Consider the following 15,808-nt stretch of genomic DNA (forward strand, 5'->3'; position numbering starts at 1 on the left):
GGCTGCGCGGTCGTTCTGGGGCCTTGAACGGCCGTTGCGCTCGCTTGCAGCGTCGCCACGGCGCAACAGCCACGGTGGCTGCGCAAGGCCTGGGCAAATAAAAACCGCCAGGGCTGGATCGCAGCGGCTGGCGGTGGTGTGGCGGCCTGCCCCGGGTAAGGGGCGGGCCGGTGGGGCGGGCGAGGGCTTATGGATACAGGCCGCGCATTTCGCGGGCGTGCAGGATGCGCTGGCAGGCCACGATGAAGGTGGCGGTGCGCAGGCTCACCTTGTGCTCTTGCGCCACTTGCCAGATGCCCGCAAAGGCCTCCTGCATGATGCGCACCAGGCGGGCGTTGATCTCGTCTTCGCTCCAGAAGAAGCTGGAAAAATCCTGCACCCATTCAAAGTAGCTCACCGTCACGCCGCCGGCGTTGGCGATCACGTCGGGCAGCACCAGCACGCCCTTGTCGTGCAGGATGTCGTCGGCCTCGGTGGTCGTGGGGCCGTTGGCGCCTTCGATCACGAGCTTGGCCTTGATCTGGCCCGCGTTGTCCTTGGTGATCTGGCCTTCCAGCGCGGCAGGGATCAGGATCTCGCAGTCCACGCCCCAGAACTCTTCAGCCTTCATCACATCGGCGCCGGCAAAGCCGCCCACGCCGCCACGGGTCTTCACATGGGCCAGCAGCGCGGGCACATCCACGCCCTTGCTGTTGAAGATGGTGCCGGTGTGGTCTTGCACCGCCACCACCTTGGCGCCCGCTTCGGCAAACAGCTTGGCGGCAATGCCACCCACATTGCCAAAGCCCTGCACGGCCACGCGGGCACCGTCCAGTGCCAGGCCGGTCAGCTTGGCGGCTTCCACTCCCACGGTGTACACGCCGCGGCCGGTGGCCTCGACACGGCCCAGCGAGCCGCCCAGGTCCACGGGCTTGCCGGTGACCACGCCGGTGGCGGTGGCGCCGGTGTTCATCGAATATGTGTCCATCATCCAGGCCATGATCTGGCCGTTGGTGTTCACATCAGGCGCAGGAATGTCTTTGGACGGGCCGATCAGCAGGCCGATCTCGCTGGTGTAGCGGCGCGTCAGGCGCTCCAGCTCACCCATTGACAGCTTCTTGGGGTCCACGCGGATGCCGCCTTTGGCACCGCCGTAGGGCACGTTCACCGCCGCGTTCTTCACCGACATCCAGGCCGACAGGGCCATCACTTCGGACAGCGTCACGTCCTGGTGGAAGCGCACGCCGCCCTTGCCGGGGCCACGGCTCAGGTTGTGCTGCACGCGGTAGCCTTCGTAGTGGGCGATGGTGCCGTTGTCCAGCTCAATCGGCACGTCCACGATCAGGATGCGCTTGGGGCGCTTGAGTGTTTCCACCCAACGCGCCAGGCTGCCCAGGTACGGGGTGACGCGGTCCACCTGCTGCAGGTAGTTGCCCCAGGGGCCGAGGTGGTCGGCCTGCAGGTACGAGGGCACGGGGTGGGATTGTGCGGCAGGGGCGCCGACGGGTTGCGACATGGTGAATTTCCTTGTGGGATCAGTTCAGGCTGCGAAGCTTATGCCTCGCCTGAGGCACTGTCCAAGGCCAGTGTGTTTGTGGGTTATGCATTGAATGCATAACTTGGCGAAACCCCGGAAATGCTGCATTGCCGCATCGCCGCAGTGCTATTCCACTGTGAAGTGCTCGAGCTCAGCGTCCCCCGTGGGATAGCGCAGATCCAGATTGCGCAGCACCTCGCGCAGCAGCGTGGCCACCATCAGGTTGCGGTGGGTTTTGGAGTCGGCCGGCACGATGGTCCATGGCGCCCAAGGCGTGTGCGTGGCGGCCAACAGGGTGTTGTAGGCCTTGCGATAGTCGGCCCACTGCTTGCGCACTTCGATGTCTCCCATGCTGAACTTCCAGTGCTTGGCCGGGTCGTCGAGCCGCTCCTGCAGGCGTTCGCGTTGCTCCTCGGGGCTGATGTGCAGCAGAAATTTCAGCACGATGGTGCCTGTTTCGCTGAGCATGCGCTCGAAGTCGTTGATGTGGGCGAGGCGCTGAAGCTGCTGTTCGGGCGTGATCCAGCCGTTGACCACCGGCACCAGCACATCCTCATAGTGGCTGCGGTTGAACACCGTGATGTCGCCTGCTTGCGGCATCTGCTGGTGAATGCGCCACAGGTAGTCGTGCGCCAGTTCGGTCTCGGTGGGTGCCTTCCAGCCCACGGCGTGCACGCCCAGTGCACTCATGCGGCCAAACACGCCCCGGATGGTGCCGTCCTTGCCCGAGGTGTCAGTGCCCTGCAGCACCACCAGCAGCTTGTAGCGCTTGTCCGCGTAGAACAGGTTCTGCAGCGCATCCAGCTCAGTGGCCAAGGCCTCGACCGCTGCCTTGTCAGCGGCCTTGTTGCCCGCTGAAAGCGGCTTGTCCCCAGGACTGAAGTGGTCCAGCGTGGGCGCTTTGCCTGCGCCCTGGCCAGGCAGGCGGGGCGGGCCCGGCTGCCACTGGGCCCAGAGCTCGGCCAGGGCTTTGTCGCTGGCCTGAAAAACGGGGGAGGTCTGAACGCTGGGCAGGTTGTTGGGCATGTAGGGCTCCTTGGGCTGGTGTCGGTGTTTGGTTCGCTGAGCGTAACGTGGCTCAGCGAACCCCATGCGCCACACGGTAGGCCCGCGGCGTTTGTCCCGTGACCAGGCGGAACGCGCGGTGCAGTCCGGCCTCGCTGGCAAAGCCCAGGTCCTCGGCAATGCGCTTGAGCCCCACCACCCGTGCCCAGGTGCGCGCCCTGGCAGCGCGCGGTGGGTGGGTGCACCGCCTGTGGGTACCACAAGATGGCAAGTGCCGGGACTATCGGAAGCCAGCGGTCGAGGATGATGCTATGAATTTGATAGCTTTTACGACATGATCGACTAGCGCTATCGCCCGGAAATGGTCCATATCACGCCAGGTCAGCCTGCAGTGCCCGGTTGTCGCGCATCAGCGCCACAAAACGGGCAGCGCCCAGGCCCAGAGGTCGCTCCTTGGACCACACCACATCCACCCACAGCGCGGTGCCGTTGCTCAGGTTCTCAAACGGCATTTCCACCAGCCTCCCTGCCTCGATGCGCGACTGCACCAGCGCGCGCGGCTGCCAGCCCCAGCCCAGGCCGGCCTCGATCAGTCCCAACGCGGCCAGGTGGTTGTCGGTGCGCCAGTGGTGGCGGGCAAACACAAAACGCGGGTCGGTCTGTGCCAGGTCGCGGCTGGCCACCACAATCTGGCGCGTCGTGGTCAGGTGCTCCTCGCGCAGCATGGCGTCCTCGGGCGGTGCACCGCGCGCCTGGACGGCGCTGCGGGCAGCGACCAGCACCGGGTGCTGCGGCGCCATCACCGCCACCAGTGTTTCGGTGGCCACTTCCTGAAAACCTTCGCGCCCATCGATGCTGGGCCGCTCGAACACCAGCGCCAGCTGTGCGCGGCCGCTGTGCAGCAGCGCCAGCGCATCCACCTGAGGGGCGGCCAGCACCTCAATCTGCAGCAGTGGGTGCTCCTGCGCCAGTGCCGCCAGCGCCTCCGTCCAGCGCGAGGCCAGCAGCTCGGGGGCAATCGCCAGGGTCAGCCGCTCCTCCAGCCCCTGCGTGAGCGCCAGCGCCTGGGCATTGAGCTGCTGCAGTTGCCCCGCCAGCAGCCGGGCCTGGGGCTCCAGCGCGCGGGCGGCTGCGGTCGGCCGGGGCTCGCGCCCGCTGCGGTCAAACAGCTGTACATCCAGCTCGGCCTCCAGGTGCGCAATGGTCATGCTCACCGCCGACGGCACACGCGACAAGGCCCGCGCGGCGGCCGAGAACGAGCCGTGGTCCAGCGCCGCCAGAAACACCTGCACGCTATCGGACGAAAAGGCCATGGGGGTCTATCTATCAGTAAATCTGAAATAAGCTGACTTTATATATCAGCATGACGCACATAAAGTAGCTCCATGAATGTTTCTTCGACTTCTTCCGCGCCTGGCCTGCAGGGCGTTCGCCGCCGTGTGCTGTATGTCACCTTGTACGAGCTGATCGCCATCGTGGTGGCCACCTTCGGGCTGGCGGTGCTCACCGGCCAGAGCGCGGCGCACTCCGGTGTGGCGTCGGTTGCGGCCTCGGTCATCGCCGTGGCGTGGAACCTGCTGTTCAACTGGGTTTTCGAGCGCTGGGAGGCCCGCCAGGCCGTGCGGGGCCGCACGGTATGGCGCCGCATGGCCCATGCAGTGGGGTTTGAGGGGGGGCTGGTCTTTACCCTGGTGCCGCTGTTTGCCTGGTGGTTTGATGTGACCTTGTGGCAGGCCTTCGTGATGGACCTGGCGCTCATCGTGTTTTTCCTCGTTTACACCTTTGTCTTCAACTGGGGGTTCGACCGGGTATTTGGCCTGCCTGCGTCGGCGCAGCCTGCCGCTGCCTAAGCTGCTGGCACGTCAGCCGCTAAAATCACAGGCTGTCCAAGGAGCGTTGCAGCGGCCCATCCCTTTCCTCTCGGGGGCGGTCGTCAGGCTTGGGCACGCGGGGCCTGCGCAAGGCCCCAGCCACCACCGCAACGACGCTCACCTGTTTTTCTGCTGCCCCTGCACAGGTGAGTCCTATGTCCGCGTCTGCCCGTTCCCTGCCCCCCATGAAGCTGTCCGGCCTGGAGCCCGTCTCCATTGGCGAGGGCACGCTGTTCGTCAACATCGGCGAGCGCACCAACGTCACCGGCTCCAAGGCGTTCGCGCGCATGATTTTGAACGGCCAGTACGAAGAAGCCCTGGCCGTGGCGCGCCAGCAAGTGGAGAACGGCGCCCAGGTCATCGACATCAACATGGACGAGGCCATGCTCGACAGCAAGGCAGCCATGGTGCGCTTTCTGCAGCTCATCGCCTCCGAGCCTGACATCGCGCGCGTGCCCATCATGGTTGACAGCTCCAAGTGGGAGGTGATCGAGGCCGGGCTGCGCTGCATCCAGGGTAAGGGCATCGTCAACTCCATCAGCATGAAAGAGGGCGTGGAGAAGTTCAAGCACGAGGCGCGCCTCGTCAAGCGCTACGGCGCTGCCGCCGTGGTGATGGCGTTTGACGAGCAAGGCCAGGCCGACACCTTCGCGCGCAAGATCGAGATCTGCGAACGCGCTTACCGCGTGCTGGTCGATGAAGTGGGCTTTCCACCCGAGGACATCATCTTCGACCCCAACATCTTTGCCGTGGCCACGGGCATCGAAGAGCACAACAACTACGCCGTCGATTTCATCGAGGCCGTGCGCTGGATCAAGCAGAACCTGCCGGGCGCCAAGGTGTCGGGCGGCGTGTCCAACGTGTCGTTCAGCTTCCGGGGCAACGACCCCGTGCGCGAAGCCATCCACACCGTGTTTCTGTATCACGCCATCCAGGCGGGCATGGACATGGGCATCGTCAATGCGGGCATGGTGGGTGTGTACGACGACCTGGAGCCCGTGCTGCGCGAGCGCGTCGAAGACGTGGTGCTCAACCGCCGCCCCGACGCCGGCGAACGCCTGGTCGAGATCGCCGAAACCGCCAAGAGCGGTGCCAAGGACGAAAGCAAGAAGCTCGAATGGCGCGGCACGCCCGAGCACCCCAAGACCGTGGGCGAGCGCCTGAGCCACGCGCTGGTGCACGGCATCACCGACTTCATCACCGAAGACACTGAAGAGGCCTACCGCGCCATCCTGGCCAAGGGCGGCCGCCCGCTGCACGTCATCGAAGGCCCGCTCATGGACGGCATGAACGTGGTGGGCGACCTGTTCGGCGCGGGCAAGATGTTTTTGCCCCAGGTGGTCAAAAGCGCCCGCGTGATGAAGCAGGCCGTGGCCCACCTCATCCCCTACATCGAGGAAGAAAAGCGCCAGGACGAAGCGGCAGGCCGCGACGTGCGCAGCAAGGGCAAGATCGTCATCGCCACCGTCAAGGGCGACGTGCACGACATCGGCAAGAACATCGTCACCGTCGTCTTGCAATGCAACAACTTTGAAGTGGTGAACATGGGCGTGATGGTGCCCTGCCACGAGATTTTGGCGCGCGCCAAGGTCGAGGGGGCAGACATCGTGGGCCTGTCGGGCCTGATCACCCCCAGCCTTGAAGAGATGCAGTACGTGGCCGGCGAGATGCAGAAGGATGAGCACTTTCGCATCAAGAAGATCCCGCTGCTCATTGGCGGCGCTACCACCAGCCGCGTGCACACCGCCGTCAAGATCGCTCCGCACTACGAAGGCCCCGTGGTCTATGTGCCCGACGCCTCGCGCAGCGTGAGCGTGGCGCAAAGCCTGCTGGGCGATGGCGTGCAGAACTATGTGGACGAGCTGAATGCCGACTACGACAAGGTGCGCACCCAGCACGCCAACAAAAAGGCCACGCCCCTGTGGCCCCTGGCCAAGATCCGCGCCAACAAGACGCCCGTGGACTGGTCGGCCTACCAGCCCGCCGTGCCGCGCGCGCTGGGCCGCCGCGTGTTCAAGAACTTCGACCTGGCCGAGCTGGCCAAGTACATCGATTGGGGCCCGTTCTTCCAGACCTGGGACCTGGCCGGCCCGTACCCTGCCATCCTCACCGACGAGATCGTGGGCGTGGAAGCCACGCGTGTGTTTGCCGATGGGCAGGCCATGCTCAAGAAGATCATCGAAGGCCGGTGGCTCACGGCCAGCGGCGTGATGGCCCTGCTGCCCGCCAACAGCGTGAACGACGACGACATCGAGTTCTATACCGACGACACCCGCACCGAAGTGGCCATGACCTGGTACGGCCTGCGCCAGCAGGCCGAGAAACACACCATCGACGGCGTGACCCGCCCCAGCCGCTGCCTGGCCGACTTTGTGGCGCCCAAGTCCAGCGGCGTTGCCGACTACGCCGGCATGTTCGCCGTGACGGCAGGCCTTGGGATCGAGAAGAAGGAAAAGGCCTTCATCGACGCGCTGGACGACTACTCCGCGATCCTGTTCAAAAGCCTGGCCGACCGCCTGGCCGAAGCCTTTGCCGAAGCCCTGCACCATCGTGTGCGCACTGACCTGTGGGGCTACGCAGCGGGCGAGCAGTTGTGCAACGACGACATGATTGCCGAGAAGTACCAGGGCATCCGCCCCGCGCCCGGCTACCCCGCCTGCCCGGACCACAGCGCCAAGACCGACCTGTTCCGCGTACTGAACGCCGAAGACATTGGCATGGGGCTGACCGAGAGCCTGGCCATGACCCCTGCGGCCAGCGTGAGCGGCTTCTACATCGGCCACCCTGACAGCGCTTACTTCAACGTCGGCAAGATCGGTGAAGACCAGCTGCATGACATGGCACAGCGGAGGGGCATGGATGAGAAGGTGCTGGAGCGGCTGCTGGCGCCGAACCTGTAGCGCTGCGCGTGCGACGGCCATGGACAGTTGCGTACAGAGACAGCGTCGATCGGTCGGGCGGTTAGCAGGCGTGTGGTTGCGCTGTGACGCGGGCGGTGCAGCCGCCGTCGCTTCCTTCTAGCCTGCACGTATCCATGGTCGCTACCGTTGTCCTGGGCATGCTCTGCGTGCACCTTCTTTGCTTCAGCGGGATGTTCGTGCTGATCAGCACCCGGCTGCGTGGCAAGAAGATGGGCACCGATGTCTTTGCCCTCGGTAGCCTTTTGCTGGGGATCGCCTACGTGTTGCAGCTTCTGGGTGGCGCTGCCCACTGGGGGGTGATGAGTGTCATCAACCATACCCTGACGCTTTGCGCCCCCGTGGCCTATGGGCTGGGTGCAGCCCGGTTTTTTGATCGGCCTGTCCCCGTGGCACGTCCCCTGCTCGCCTTGGCCGGAGGCTACACCGCCGCGCAGTGGCTGGTGCACGCGGTGCTGGGGTCAGAGGCCCGTTATGCGCTGCTGGCCGCTGCGTGCGCTGTGCTCTTTGTGGCCATGGCAGTGGTTTTGCTCTATGGCACCCGCACCTTCGCCCGGCATCTGCGTGCAGAGATGGCAGTGTTTGCGATCCTGATCGGCGGCCTGGGTGCCATGAACGCTGCGAAGCTTGTGATGGTTCTTTCGGGGGGCCTGGAGAGCCTCGATATGGGCACCCCCTTCCAGACGGCGTTTTACATTTACATGTCGTTCCTGGGGACGGTGCTCCCCCCGGCGGTGGTATGGCTCGTCCTGCACCGCCTGACGGATGATCTGCACGTGATGGCTGCGCACGACCCGCTCACCGGGCTTTTGAACCGGCGTGGCCTGATGGATGCGCTGGAGGCGCATTTCCGCTCGCGCCCAGCCGCGACGGCGCATTTGCTGATCGTGGACGTCGATCACTTCAAGCGCATCAACGACACCTATGGTCACAAGGTGGGCGATCTCGTCCTGGGCGGTGTGGCCGAGGTCCTTCGACACACGGCTCGCCAGGGCGATCTGGTCTGCAGGTTGGGCGGCGAGGAGTTCGTGGTCATCGCCTTCGATACGGACGGCACCGGAGCCATGCAACTGGCAGAGCGGGTGCGCGATGCGATTGAATGCAGCCAGGTGTCTGATGGCCATGCGCACGAGGCCATCCGGTGCACGGCCACCCTCGGCGTTTCAGAGCGCTTTGCCAGTGCAGAAGCGCTGGACGAGAGGCTGCAACAGGCCGATGCGGCGCTGTACCGGGGCAAGATGTCGGGCCGCAATCGCGTAGAGTGCGCACCGGCATTGCAGGCCCAGGGGTTGCCCGCCTGACGGGCTGCGCGAGCCCAGCAAGAATCTTCAGGTGGGGGTGTTTGGCATGTCGGAGACCCCCGCACTCTCCGCCATTTCCAACTGCATCATCACCATGTTGACCAGCGTGTGCACCGACGGCCGCCCGGTCTCGATGACGTAGTGGGCGGTCTCGCGGTACAGGTGGTCGCGCTGGGCGTAGAGGTCGCGCAGCTTGTCCATGGGGTTGCCGCCTTGCAGCAGGGGGCGGGTCTTGTCGTGTTTGACGCGCTTGAAGATTTCTTCGGGCGACGCGCGCAGGTACAGCACATTGCCGAACTGGCGCAGCACCTCGCGGTTCTCGGGGCGCAGCACGGCGCCGCCGCCGGTGGACAGGACCATGCCGCCGGGCTGGCGGGCCACGTCGGCCAGCACCTGGGATTCGATGTCGCGAAAGCGCGCTTCGCCCTCGGCCTCGAAGAAGCTGCGGATGGTGGTGCCCAGGGTCTGTTCCAGCCGGTGGTCCAGGTCGATAAAAGGCACACCCGCCCGGTGGGCCAGTTGCCGGCCAACGGTGGATTTGCCCGAGCCGGGCATGCCGACCAGTGCGCAGCGAATCTGCATAGGTTCAAGAAAGAGGTCTGGGGGACGGGCTTGCCAGCAGGTATGGGAGGCCGCTGCGTGCCGTGACTGGACGCTGAGTGTAAGCCTGCCCCTCTGGCGCCGGGCGTAGAGCGTAGCCTTTGCAACTGGCGCCGCCCCCGCCAGGGACGCCGAGCAAGGGCCGCCCCGCAGCGAGGGCGTCGTCCCCCCGCCCGCGCGCAGCGCGAGAGCGGGGGGAAGCGGCAAAGCCGCTCAGGGGGGCTAATCACAATGCCGCATACACCAGCGCCGGGTACAGCTCGCACAGATACCGCAGCTGGCCGGGCGCCTGGGTGAGCAGGATCGCGAACAGGTCTTCCGCAGGGTCCACAAAAAAGAAGGTGCCGCCCAGGCCGCTCCAGCTGTAGTGCCCGGCTGATCCCGGGCGGGTGGCCTGGCCGGTAGCGGTGCGCACGGCCACACCCAGGCCAAAGCCGTAGCCGGTGGGCAGGATGTCGCCAGCCACAGGCAGGCTGCCCAGGTGGTCAGCGGTCATGAAGTCCACGGTGGCGCGGCCCAGCAGGCGCACGGGGCCGTCGGGCCCGGGGGCGGTGCCCCGGCCCAGCATGAGCTGCAGAAAGCGCGCGTAGTCGCTGGCGGTGGAGACTAGGCCGCCACCGGCCGACTCGAACACGGGCGGGGCGGTCACGTCGATCAGCGGCATGCCGAGCCCGGTCTGCGGGTCGCGCTCAAAGGCTTCGGCCAGGCGGTGCTGCTGCGCTGCGGGCACCGCGAAGCCGGTGTCGTGCATGCCCAGAGGGCCGAACACGCGGCGCTGCAGGATGGCGCCCAGGCTCTCGCCCTCGATCACCTCCAGCACCGCGCCCAGCACGTCGGTGGCGCGGCTGTATTCCCAGCGGGTGCCGGGCTGGTGGACCAGGGGCAGTGGGCCCAGTGCAGCGACCAGATCAGCATTGCTGTGGCGGCGCGAGCCGACGCGCGCGGCGCGATAGGCGTCGGGCACGGTGCCAGCCTCCCATGCGTAGCTCAGGCCGGCGGTGTGGCGCAGCAGGTCGTGCACCGTGGCCTCGCGCTGCACGGGGACGGTGGTGCCGGTGGCCTCGTCGTATACGTGCTGGCCCGCAAACGCGGGCAGGTAGTGCGCCACGGGATGCGAAAGCAGCAGGCGGCCTTCTTCCATGAGCATCATCGCCACCAGCGAGGCGATGGGCTTGGTCATGGAGTAGATGCGAAACACCGTGTCGGGCGCCATGGTGGGCGTGGCAGATCCTGCGGTGGGTGGGCGCTGGTGGCCCACGGCCGTGTGCAGCACGGTGTGGCCCTGGTGGTGGACGAGGGCCACGGCACCGGGCAGCAGGCCCCGGTCCACATGGGTTTGCAGTACGGAGCGCAGGCGCGCGAGGGCGGTGGGGTTCATGGTGGCTGGAAGTGTGTTTTGAGGTGAATCTGGCCGATAGCGCTAGTGGATATTGCGCTAGTAGCTATCAAAAACAGAGCGTATATCGCAAACCTTTTGTGGTTGTCTCAGGACGCCGCGGCAGCGGCGCGGCTGCGCTCCTGCTCCTGCAGCTCACGCCACTGCACCTTGCCCGTGCCGGATTTGGGCAGGCTGTCCACCAGCTGCACGATGCGCGGGCTTTTGTAGGCGGCCATGTGTTCGTGGCTCCAGTCGATGATGGCCTGCTCGCCCACCTGGCCCTTGAAGGCGTCGCGCAGCACGACCAGCGCCTTCACCGTCTCTCCCCGGCGTTCGTCGTGCGCGGCGATCACGCACACCTCCTGGATGGCGGGGTGGGCGTACATCATGGCCTCCACCTCGGCGGGCCAGACCTTGAAGCCCGACGCATTGATCATGCGCTTCAAGCGGTCCACCATGAAGAAGTAGCCGTCATCGTCCACCTGTGCCAGGTCGCCGGTGCGCAGAAATCGCTTGCCGTCCAGCATCACAAAGCTGTCGGCCGAGGCCTGCGGGTTGTTCCAGTAGCCCAGCATGACCTGCGGGCCGTGCACCACGATCTCGCCAATCTCACCCGGCGGCAGTTCGGCAAAGGTGGCAGGGTCCACCACGCGGGAGTCCACGTCGAACACCGGGATGCCCAGGCACTGTGGCTTGGGCCGGTGCGGCGGGTTGATGTGCGTGGCGGCCATGGTTTCGGACATGCCATAGCCTTCCACGTAGTCCAGCCCGGTCAGGTCCTTCAGCTGCTGCGCCACGGCCTTGGGCATGGCCGCGCCGCCGCCCCGGATGGCCTGCAGGCTGCTGATGTCGTAATCGGCGATGCACGGGTTGGCCAGAAAGTCCACCACCATGGTCGAGATGGCCTGCCAGATGGTCACCCGGTAGCGCTGGATGAGCTGGGCGGCCGCGTCGCGGTCCCAGCGCGGCAGCACGACCACGGTGGCGCCCACAAACAGCGGCCCGTTCATGCTGCCCGACATGCCGGTGACGTGGAACAGCGGCAGCACGGCGAGGTAGGTGGCGTCTTGCGTGCGCGAAAACCACTGCACACCGCCCACCAGCGTGCTCATGGCGCTGCGGTGGGTGTGCATGCAGCCCTTGGGGTGGCCGGTAGTGCCCGAGGTGTAGGGCATCACGCACAGGTCGTCGGGCCCGGTGGTGATGGGGCCGGGGGCGCGCTGCTGCGCCAGCATGTCGCTCCACAGCGTGACGCCCGGGGCATCGATGGCCTGGCGCGGGGCGCGGACAAAGGCGGGCACGGGCAGGTCGGTGGGCACCTGCAGGTAGTCGCTGTAGGCGGCCACGATGAGGTGCTGGAGCTTGCCCTCACCACATTCACCTCCTGCCGCATCCACCAGTGGTTGCGCCTGGGCATGCAGGTCCTGCGGCACAAAGGCCACGGTGGCACCGCTGTCGTGCACGTAGTGGCGCAGCTCGTCAGTGAGGTTCATCGGGTTCACCGGCACTACCACCGCATTGGCGCGCAGGATGCCGTAGAACGCCAGAATCCACTGCGGGCTGTTCTGCATGTACAGCAGCACGCGGTCGCCCGCCTTCACGCCACACACCTGCTGCAAAAAGCCCGCAATCTGCTTGACCTGCTCCTGGAACTGCCGAAAGGTCACCAGCGTGTCGTAGAACACCAGAAAGGGCTTGTCCGGGTAACGCGCGGCCGACACCTCGGCGTTGTGGAACAGATGGGTCTGTGGCAGCGTGAGGTGGCGCGACAGGCCGGGCGGCCAATGGGCGAGGTGGCGGTCGGACATGGGGGGTGTTGCCAGTTTTATGCGTTTATGCGTCTAAGGCGCAAGCTGTGCAAGATAGGGCGCGCCCCAGGCCAGGGACGCCGAGCAAGGGCCGCCCCGCAGCGAGGGCGTCGTCCCCCTGCCCGCAAGCGAAGCGCTGCGAGAGCGGGGGGAAGCCGCGCAGCGGCTCAGGGGGGGGCTCAAATCAAACTCGCCCCACCATCCACCACGATGCTTTCACCCGTGATGTGCCGCGAGGCGTTGGACGCCAAAAACACCACCGCGCCCTTGAGGTCCTCTTCGCCGCCAATGCGGCGCAGGGGCGTGCGCTCGATCATCGCAGGGCCCAGTTTTTCGATCAGGCCGCTGGCCATCTTGCTCGGGAAGAAGCCGGGGCAGATGGCATTGACGCGAATGCCGTAGTGCCCCCATTCGGACGCCAGCGTGCGCGCAAAGTGCAGGGCGGCGGCCTTGGAGGTGTTGTAGGCAATCGTGTTCATGCCGGGGGGCGTGCCCTTGAGCGCGGCCACCGAAGCCGTGACGATGATCGAGCCCTTGCCGCGCGGGATCATGCAGCGCTTGCCCACTTCGCGCGACAGGAAGAACGGCGCGCTCACGTTCAGGTCCATCACCTTGTGCCAGGCGGCGTCGGGGTAGTCCTCGGCCTTGGCGCCCCAGGTGGCACCCGCGTTGTTGACCAGGATGTCGATGGTGCCAAAGCGCTCGACCACCTGGTCCACCAGGCCGGGGATGTCCTCGGTCTTTTGCAGGTCGTTCACCACGGTCAGCACCTCGTAGCCGAGGCCTTCCAGATGCTTTTTGGCTTCGGCCAGTTCGTCGGCCTTGCGTGCGGTGATGGCGAGTTTGGCGCCCATCTCGCCCAGGGCTTCGGCCATCTGCAGGCCCAGGCCGCGCGAGCCGCCAGTGACCAGGGCGACCTGGCCGGTGAGATCGAAGAGTTGCTTGACGCTCATGGAAAAAACGCTTTCGTGCAGAGAGGGGTGAAGGTGAATGAATGCCAAGACCGGCCCGACGGCTTGTGGCTCGCAGAGTGGGTGAGGAGGTGCGGCTGGGGCGGCGGTGGCCGCTGTGTCAATGGCGGTCGAGTCAACCGACTGCGCCCCATGCTAGCCCTGCCCAGGCACCGTGTAAAACCGGTGCTGTCACCTTTGAAACTCTGTGCGCTGCGCCCGGCACGCTGCGTGTGGGACAGCGCCTACCCCGCCTCGCGGCTGCGGCGGATGGATGGGGCTGCCGCCAGGCCTTACGCTCGCGGGGATGACCGCGCCCCCTCCGTCCCTGATGGCGACTTCGCTTGCCCGCATCGCCCAGCCCCTGTTGCCGCTCTGGCGCCTGGTGCAGCCGTTCTGGCGCGCCGCGCAGATGTGGCTGGACGCCGATGGGCTGCGCATGAGCGCGGCCATGTCGTTCTACGGCATGCTCAGCCTGGCGCCCCTGCTGCTGCTGTTGGTGGGCGTGCTGGGCTGGTGGGTGGACCGCAGCTACCTGGAGAGCAGCCTGGTCGCCCAGGTGCAGTCGGTGATGGGCCAGCAGGTGGCCGATGTGGTGCGCCAGGCCATGGCCAGCGCCCAGGCGCCGTCCGAGGGGCGGCTGGCATCGGCCATCGGGTTTGTGGTGCTGGTCTCGGGCGCCACCGGGGTGTTTGTGGAGCTGCAGTCCGCGCTGGAGCGGCTGTGGCGCCGGGATGGCTACACACCGCCCCAGCGGGCCGCGTGGTGGCGCATGGCGTCGCTGCGGCTGCGGGGGCTGGCCTATGTGCTGGCGCTGGGCTTTTTGCTCATGGTGTCGCTGGCGTTGTCCACACTGATCCACCTGCTGGCGGGCTGGGCTGGAGAGCGGCTGACCATGGCCCACCTGCCCACCCTGGCGCCCCTGGCACCGCTGCTGCAGGTCGTCAACGAAGCCATTGCCTTCGGGTTTGCGGTGGCCCTGTTTGTGGGGCTCATGCGCATCGGCGCGGGCCCCAAACCGTCGCTGCGTTACCTGGTGATGGGCGCCGTGGTGGGGGCCACGCTGTTCACGGTGGGCAAGCAGCTGCTGGCCTGGTACCTGTCCACGGCAGCCGTGGTGTCGGCCTATGGGGCGGCGGGCTCGCTGGTGGTGTTGCTCATGTGGATCTATTTTTCATCGGCCATCCTGCTCTTTTCTGCCAGCTGCGCCCAGGCGCTGGAGGATGCCCTGCACTCCGGCCCCCGCCGCCCACCGGCCTGGGCACGGTGGAGGGCATTGGCCCGCGCACGGGTGCAGGAGCTGTAAATGTTGGCAACAGCATGCAGCAAGCGGGCGCCGGCGCGGCGCCCTGGTCCTGCAGGCCGTCATGGTCGCGCTCATTGCGCTGCCGGGCTGCGCGGGCAGCGCCCGCACCCTTGGCCTGAGGCGGCAAGCGCCAGCCAAAGAGGTTTACCGCTGCTTACGGCCACTTACAAACCGGCCACACCTCAGCGCCTGCCGCTGTGTACCTTTGCACCATCCAGGCCGTTGGAACACTACGGCCCCATTCCGTAGCGGGCGCACAGCGCTTTTTCTACACGCCTACCCCCTGCGGACTCCTCTGACCTGAACAAGGAAATGACCATGAACCTGACGGTTTCTTCTCCCAACCCGCCTGCTTCTGTACCTGCTGCAGCCCCTGCGGGCCCGGCCCTGAAATGGATGTGGGCGGCCATTGGCGCGCTGGGCGTGAGCGTGTTGGCCTTGGGTGCCACCCTGGTGATGCAAAACCGCACGCCCTCGGCAGCCGATGCTGCAGCCCCCGCCACCCTGGCGGCGGCCCCCCGCACGCCCGAATCCGAGATCATTGAAGAAAAACGGGCCCAAGCGCCGGTTAAGCTTGCCCAGAGTGCTATGAATAGCGGAGCAAACTACCGTCCACAGACCGGCGGCAGCGCAGGCCGGTCCGGCGACATGGCGGGTGGCATGGCCCCCGGGGGCGCTGCCCAGCCCGTGCGTTCTGCAGCGCCCGTGTGCCGCAGCTGTGGTCGCGTCGAGTCGGTGCAGGCCGTTCAACAAGCCGCCCCCGCCACAGGCGTGGGGGCCGTGGCCGGTGGTGTGCTGGGCGCCGTGGTGGGCAACCAGATCGGCAAGGGCAGCGGCCGCACCGCTGCCACCGTGCTAGGTGCCGTGGGCGGTGGTTATGTGGGCCACAAGGTCGAAGAGCGCACCCGCACCCACACGGTGTACCAGGTGGCGGTGCGCATGGAAGATGGCTCGCTGCGCCACTTCCAGCGCACCGAACCCACTGCTGTGGGCACGCCCGTGGTATTGCAAGGCAAGGGCTTCCGCGTGGACCAGGGCGGCTCGGCCCGCGCTGCAGACCCCTATGCGCAGCCACAGCCCCAGCCGGGTGCGGTGCGGGTGTCGGACACCTACTGAACCAGTCGGTCGCTTCCCCCAAACAAAAGCCCGATAACG

13 protein-coding genes and 1 riboswitch are annotated in these 15,808 nt (G+C 66.4%); of the genes, 5 read left to right on the top strand and 8 right to left on the bottom strand.

What is annotated here, in order from left to right; genetic code table 11:
- Positions 1-187: 187 nt before the first annotated feature.
- The 4 genes from ISS20_RS02285 to ISS20_RS02300 form a co-directional block, all read right to left on the bottom strand.
- Positions 188-1,495 (bottom strand): Glu/Leu/Phe/Val dehydrogenase, encoded by a 1,308-nt coding sequence (locus ISS20_RS02285; RefSeq protein ID WP_291433294.1) that lies wholly within the window; start codon positions 1,493-1,495, stop codon positions 188-190.
- Between the two features lie 147 nt (positions 1,496-1,642).
- Positions 1,643-2,542: a PPK2 family polyphosphate kinase gene (locus ISS20_RS02290; RefSeq protein WP_291433296.1), complete on the bottom strand. Its 900-nt coding sequence runs from the start codon at positions 2,540-2,542 to the stop codon at positions 1,643-1,645.
- Positions 2,543-2,594: 52 nt separating this feature from the next.
- On the bottom strand, positions 2,595-2,720 hold the full coding sequence (locus ISS20_RS02295; RefSeq protein WP_366827483.1) for an AraC family transcriptional regulator: 126 nt from the start codon (positions 2,718-2,720) through the stop codon (positions 2,595-2,597).
- Positions 2,721-2,892: 172 nt separating this feature from the next.
- The gene (locus tag ISS20_RS02300) at positions 2,893-3,834 is read right to left on the bottom strand and encodes a LysR family transcriptional regulator (protein ID WP_291433298.1); all 942 of its coding nucleotides are present in this window, start codon (positions 3,832-3,834) and stop codon (positions 2,893-2,895) included.
- 105 nt (positions 3,835-3,939) lie between these two features.
- Between ISS20_RS02300 and ISS20_RS02305 the strand changes: the two genes are divergently transcribed.
- From ISS20_RS02305 to ISS20_RS02315, 3 genes are all read left to right on the top strand, one after another.
- Entirely contained in the window at positions 3,940-4,371 is a 432-nt protein-coding gene (locus ISS20_RS02305; protein WP_291433361.1) for a PACE efflux transporter, read from the top strand.
- Positions 4,372-4,403: 32 nt separating this feature from the next.
- Positions 4,404-4,518: riboswitch (S-adenosyl-L-homocysteine riboswitch) on the top strand.
- Positions 4,476-7,292 carry a methionine synthase gene (metH, locus tag ISS20_RS02310; protein ID WP_291433363.1) on the top strand — a complete coding sequence of 939 codons (2,817 nt, stop codon included), beginning with the start codon at positions 4,476-4,478 and terminating at the stop codon, positions 7,290-7,292. (Overlaps the previous riboswitch by 43 nt.)
- A 134-nt stretch (positions 7,293-7,426) precedes the next feature.
- Positions 7,427-8,611 (top strand): GGDEF domain-containing protein, encoded by a 1,185-nt coding sequence (locus ISS20_RS02315; RefSeq protein ID WP_291433300.1) that lies wholly within the window; start codon positions 7,427-7,429, stop codon positions 8,609-8,611.
- 27 nt (positions 8,612-8,638) lie between these two features.
- On the opposite strand, the gene ISS20_RS02320 is transcribed toward ISS20_RS02315, so the two are convergent.
- The 4 genes from ISS20_RS02320 to ISS20_RS02335 all read right to left on the bottom strand — a co-directional run bounded on the left by ISS20_RS02320 (position 8,639) and on the right by ISS20_RS02335 (position 13,350).
- Positions 8,639-9,193 carry a shikimate kinase gene (locus ISS20_RS02320; RefSeq protein WP_291433302.1) on the bottom strand — a complete coding sequence of 185 codons (555 nt, stop codon included), beginning with the start codon at positions 9,191-9,193 and terminating at the stop codon, positions 8,639-8,641.
- 244 nt (positions 9,194-9,437) lie between these two features.
- Positions 9,438-10,589, bottom strand: coding sequence for a serine hydrolase domain-containing protein (locus tag ISS20_RS02325; protein WP_291433304.1), 1,152 nt, complete (start codon positions 10,587-10,589; stop codon positions 9,438-9,440).
- Positions 10,590-10,696: 107 nt separating this feature from the next.
- Entirely contained in the window at positions 10,697-12,397 is a 1,701-nt protein-coding gene (locus ISS20_RS02330) for a long-chain fatty acid--CoA ligase (RefSeq protein WP_291433305.1), read from the bottom strand.
- Between the two features lie 179 nt (positions 12,398-12,576).
- Positions 12,577-13,350 carry an SDR family oxidoreductase gene (locus tag ISS20_RS02335; RefSeq protein ID WP_291433306.1) on the bottom strand — a complete coding sequence of 258 codons (774 nt, stop codon included), beginning with the start codon at positions 13,348-13,350 and terminating at the stop codon, positions 12,577-12,579.
- Positions 13,351-13,678: 328 nt separating this feature from the next.
- Between ISS20_RS02335 and ISS20_RS02340 the strand changes: the two genes are divergently transcribed.
- Together ISS20_RS02340 and ISS20_RS02345 are read left to right on the top strand one after the other, a co-directional pair.
- On the top strand, positions 13,679-14,653 hold the full coding sequence (locus ISS20_RS02340; RefSeq protein WP_291433307.1) for a YihY/virulence factor BrkB family protein: 975 nt from the start codon (positions 13,679-13,681) through the stop codon (positions 14,651-14,653).
- A 318-nt stretch (positions 14,654-14,971) separates the two neighbouring features.
- Positions 14,972-15,769, top strand: a complete 798-nt coding sequence (locus ISS20_RS02345; RefSeq protein ID WP_291433308.1) for a glycine zipper 2TM domain-containing protein — start codon at positions 14,972-14,974, stop codon at positions 15,767-15,769.
- Positions 15,770-15,808 lie beyond the last annotated feature (39 nt).

This window comes from Acidovorax sp., from assembly GCF_016783915.1.
In the GTDB taxonomy this organism is placed as follows: Bacteria; Pseudomonadota; Gammaproteobacteria; order Burkholderiales; family Burkholderiaceae_C; genus Acidovorax.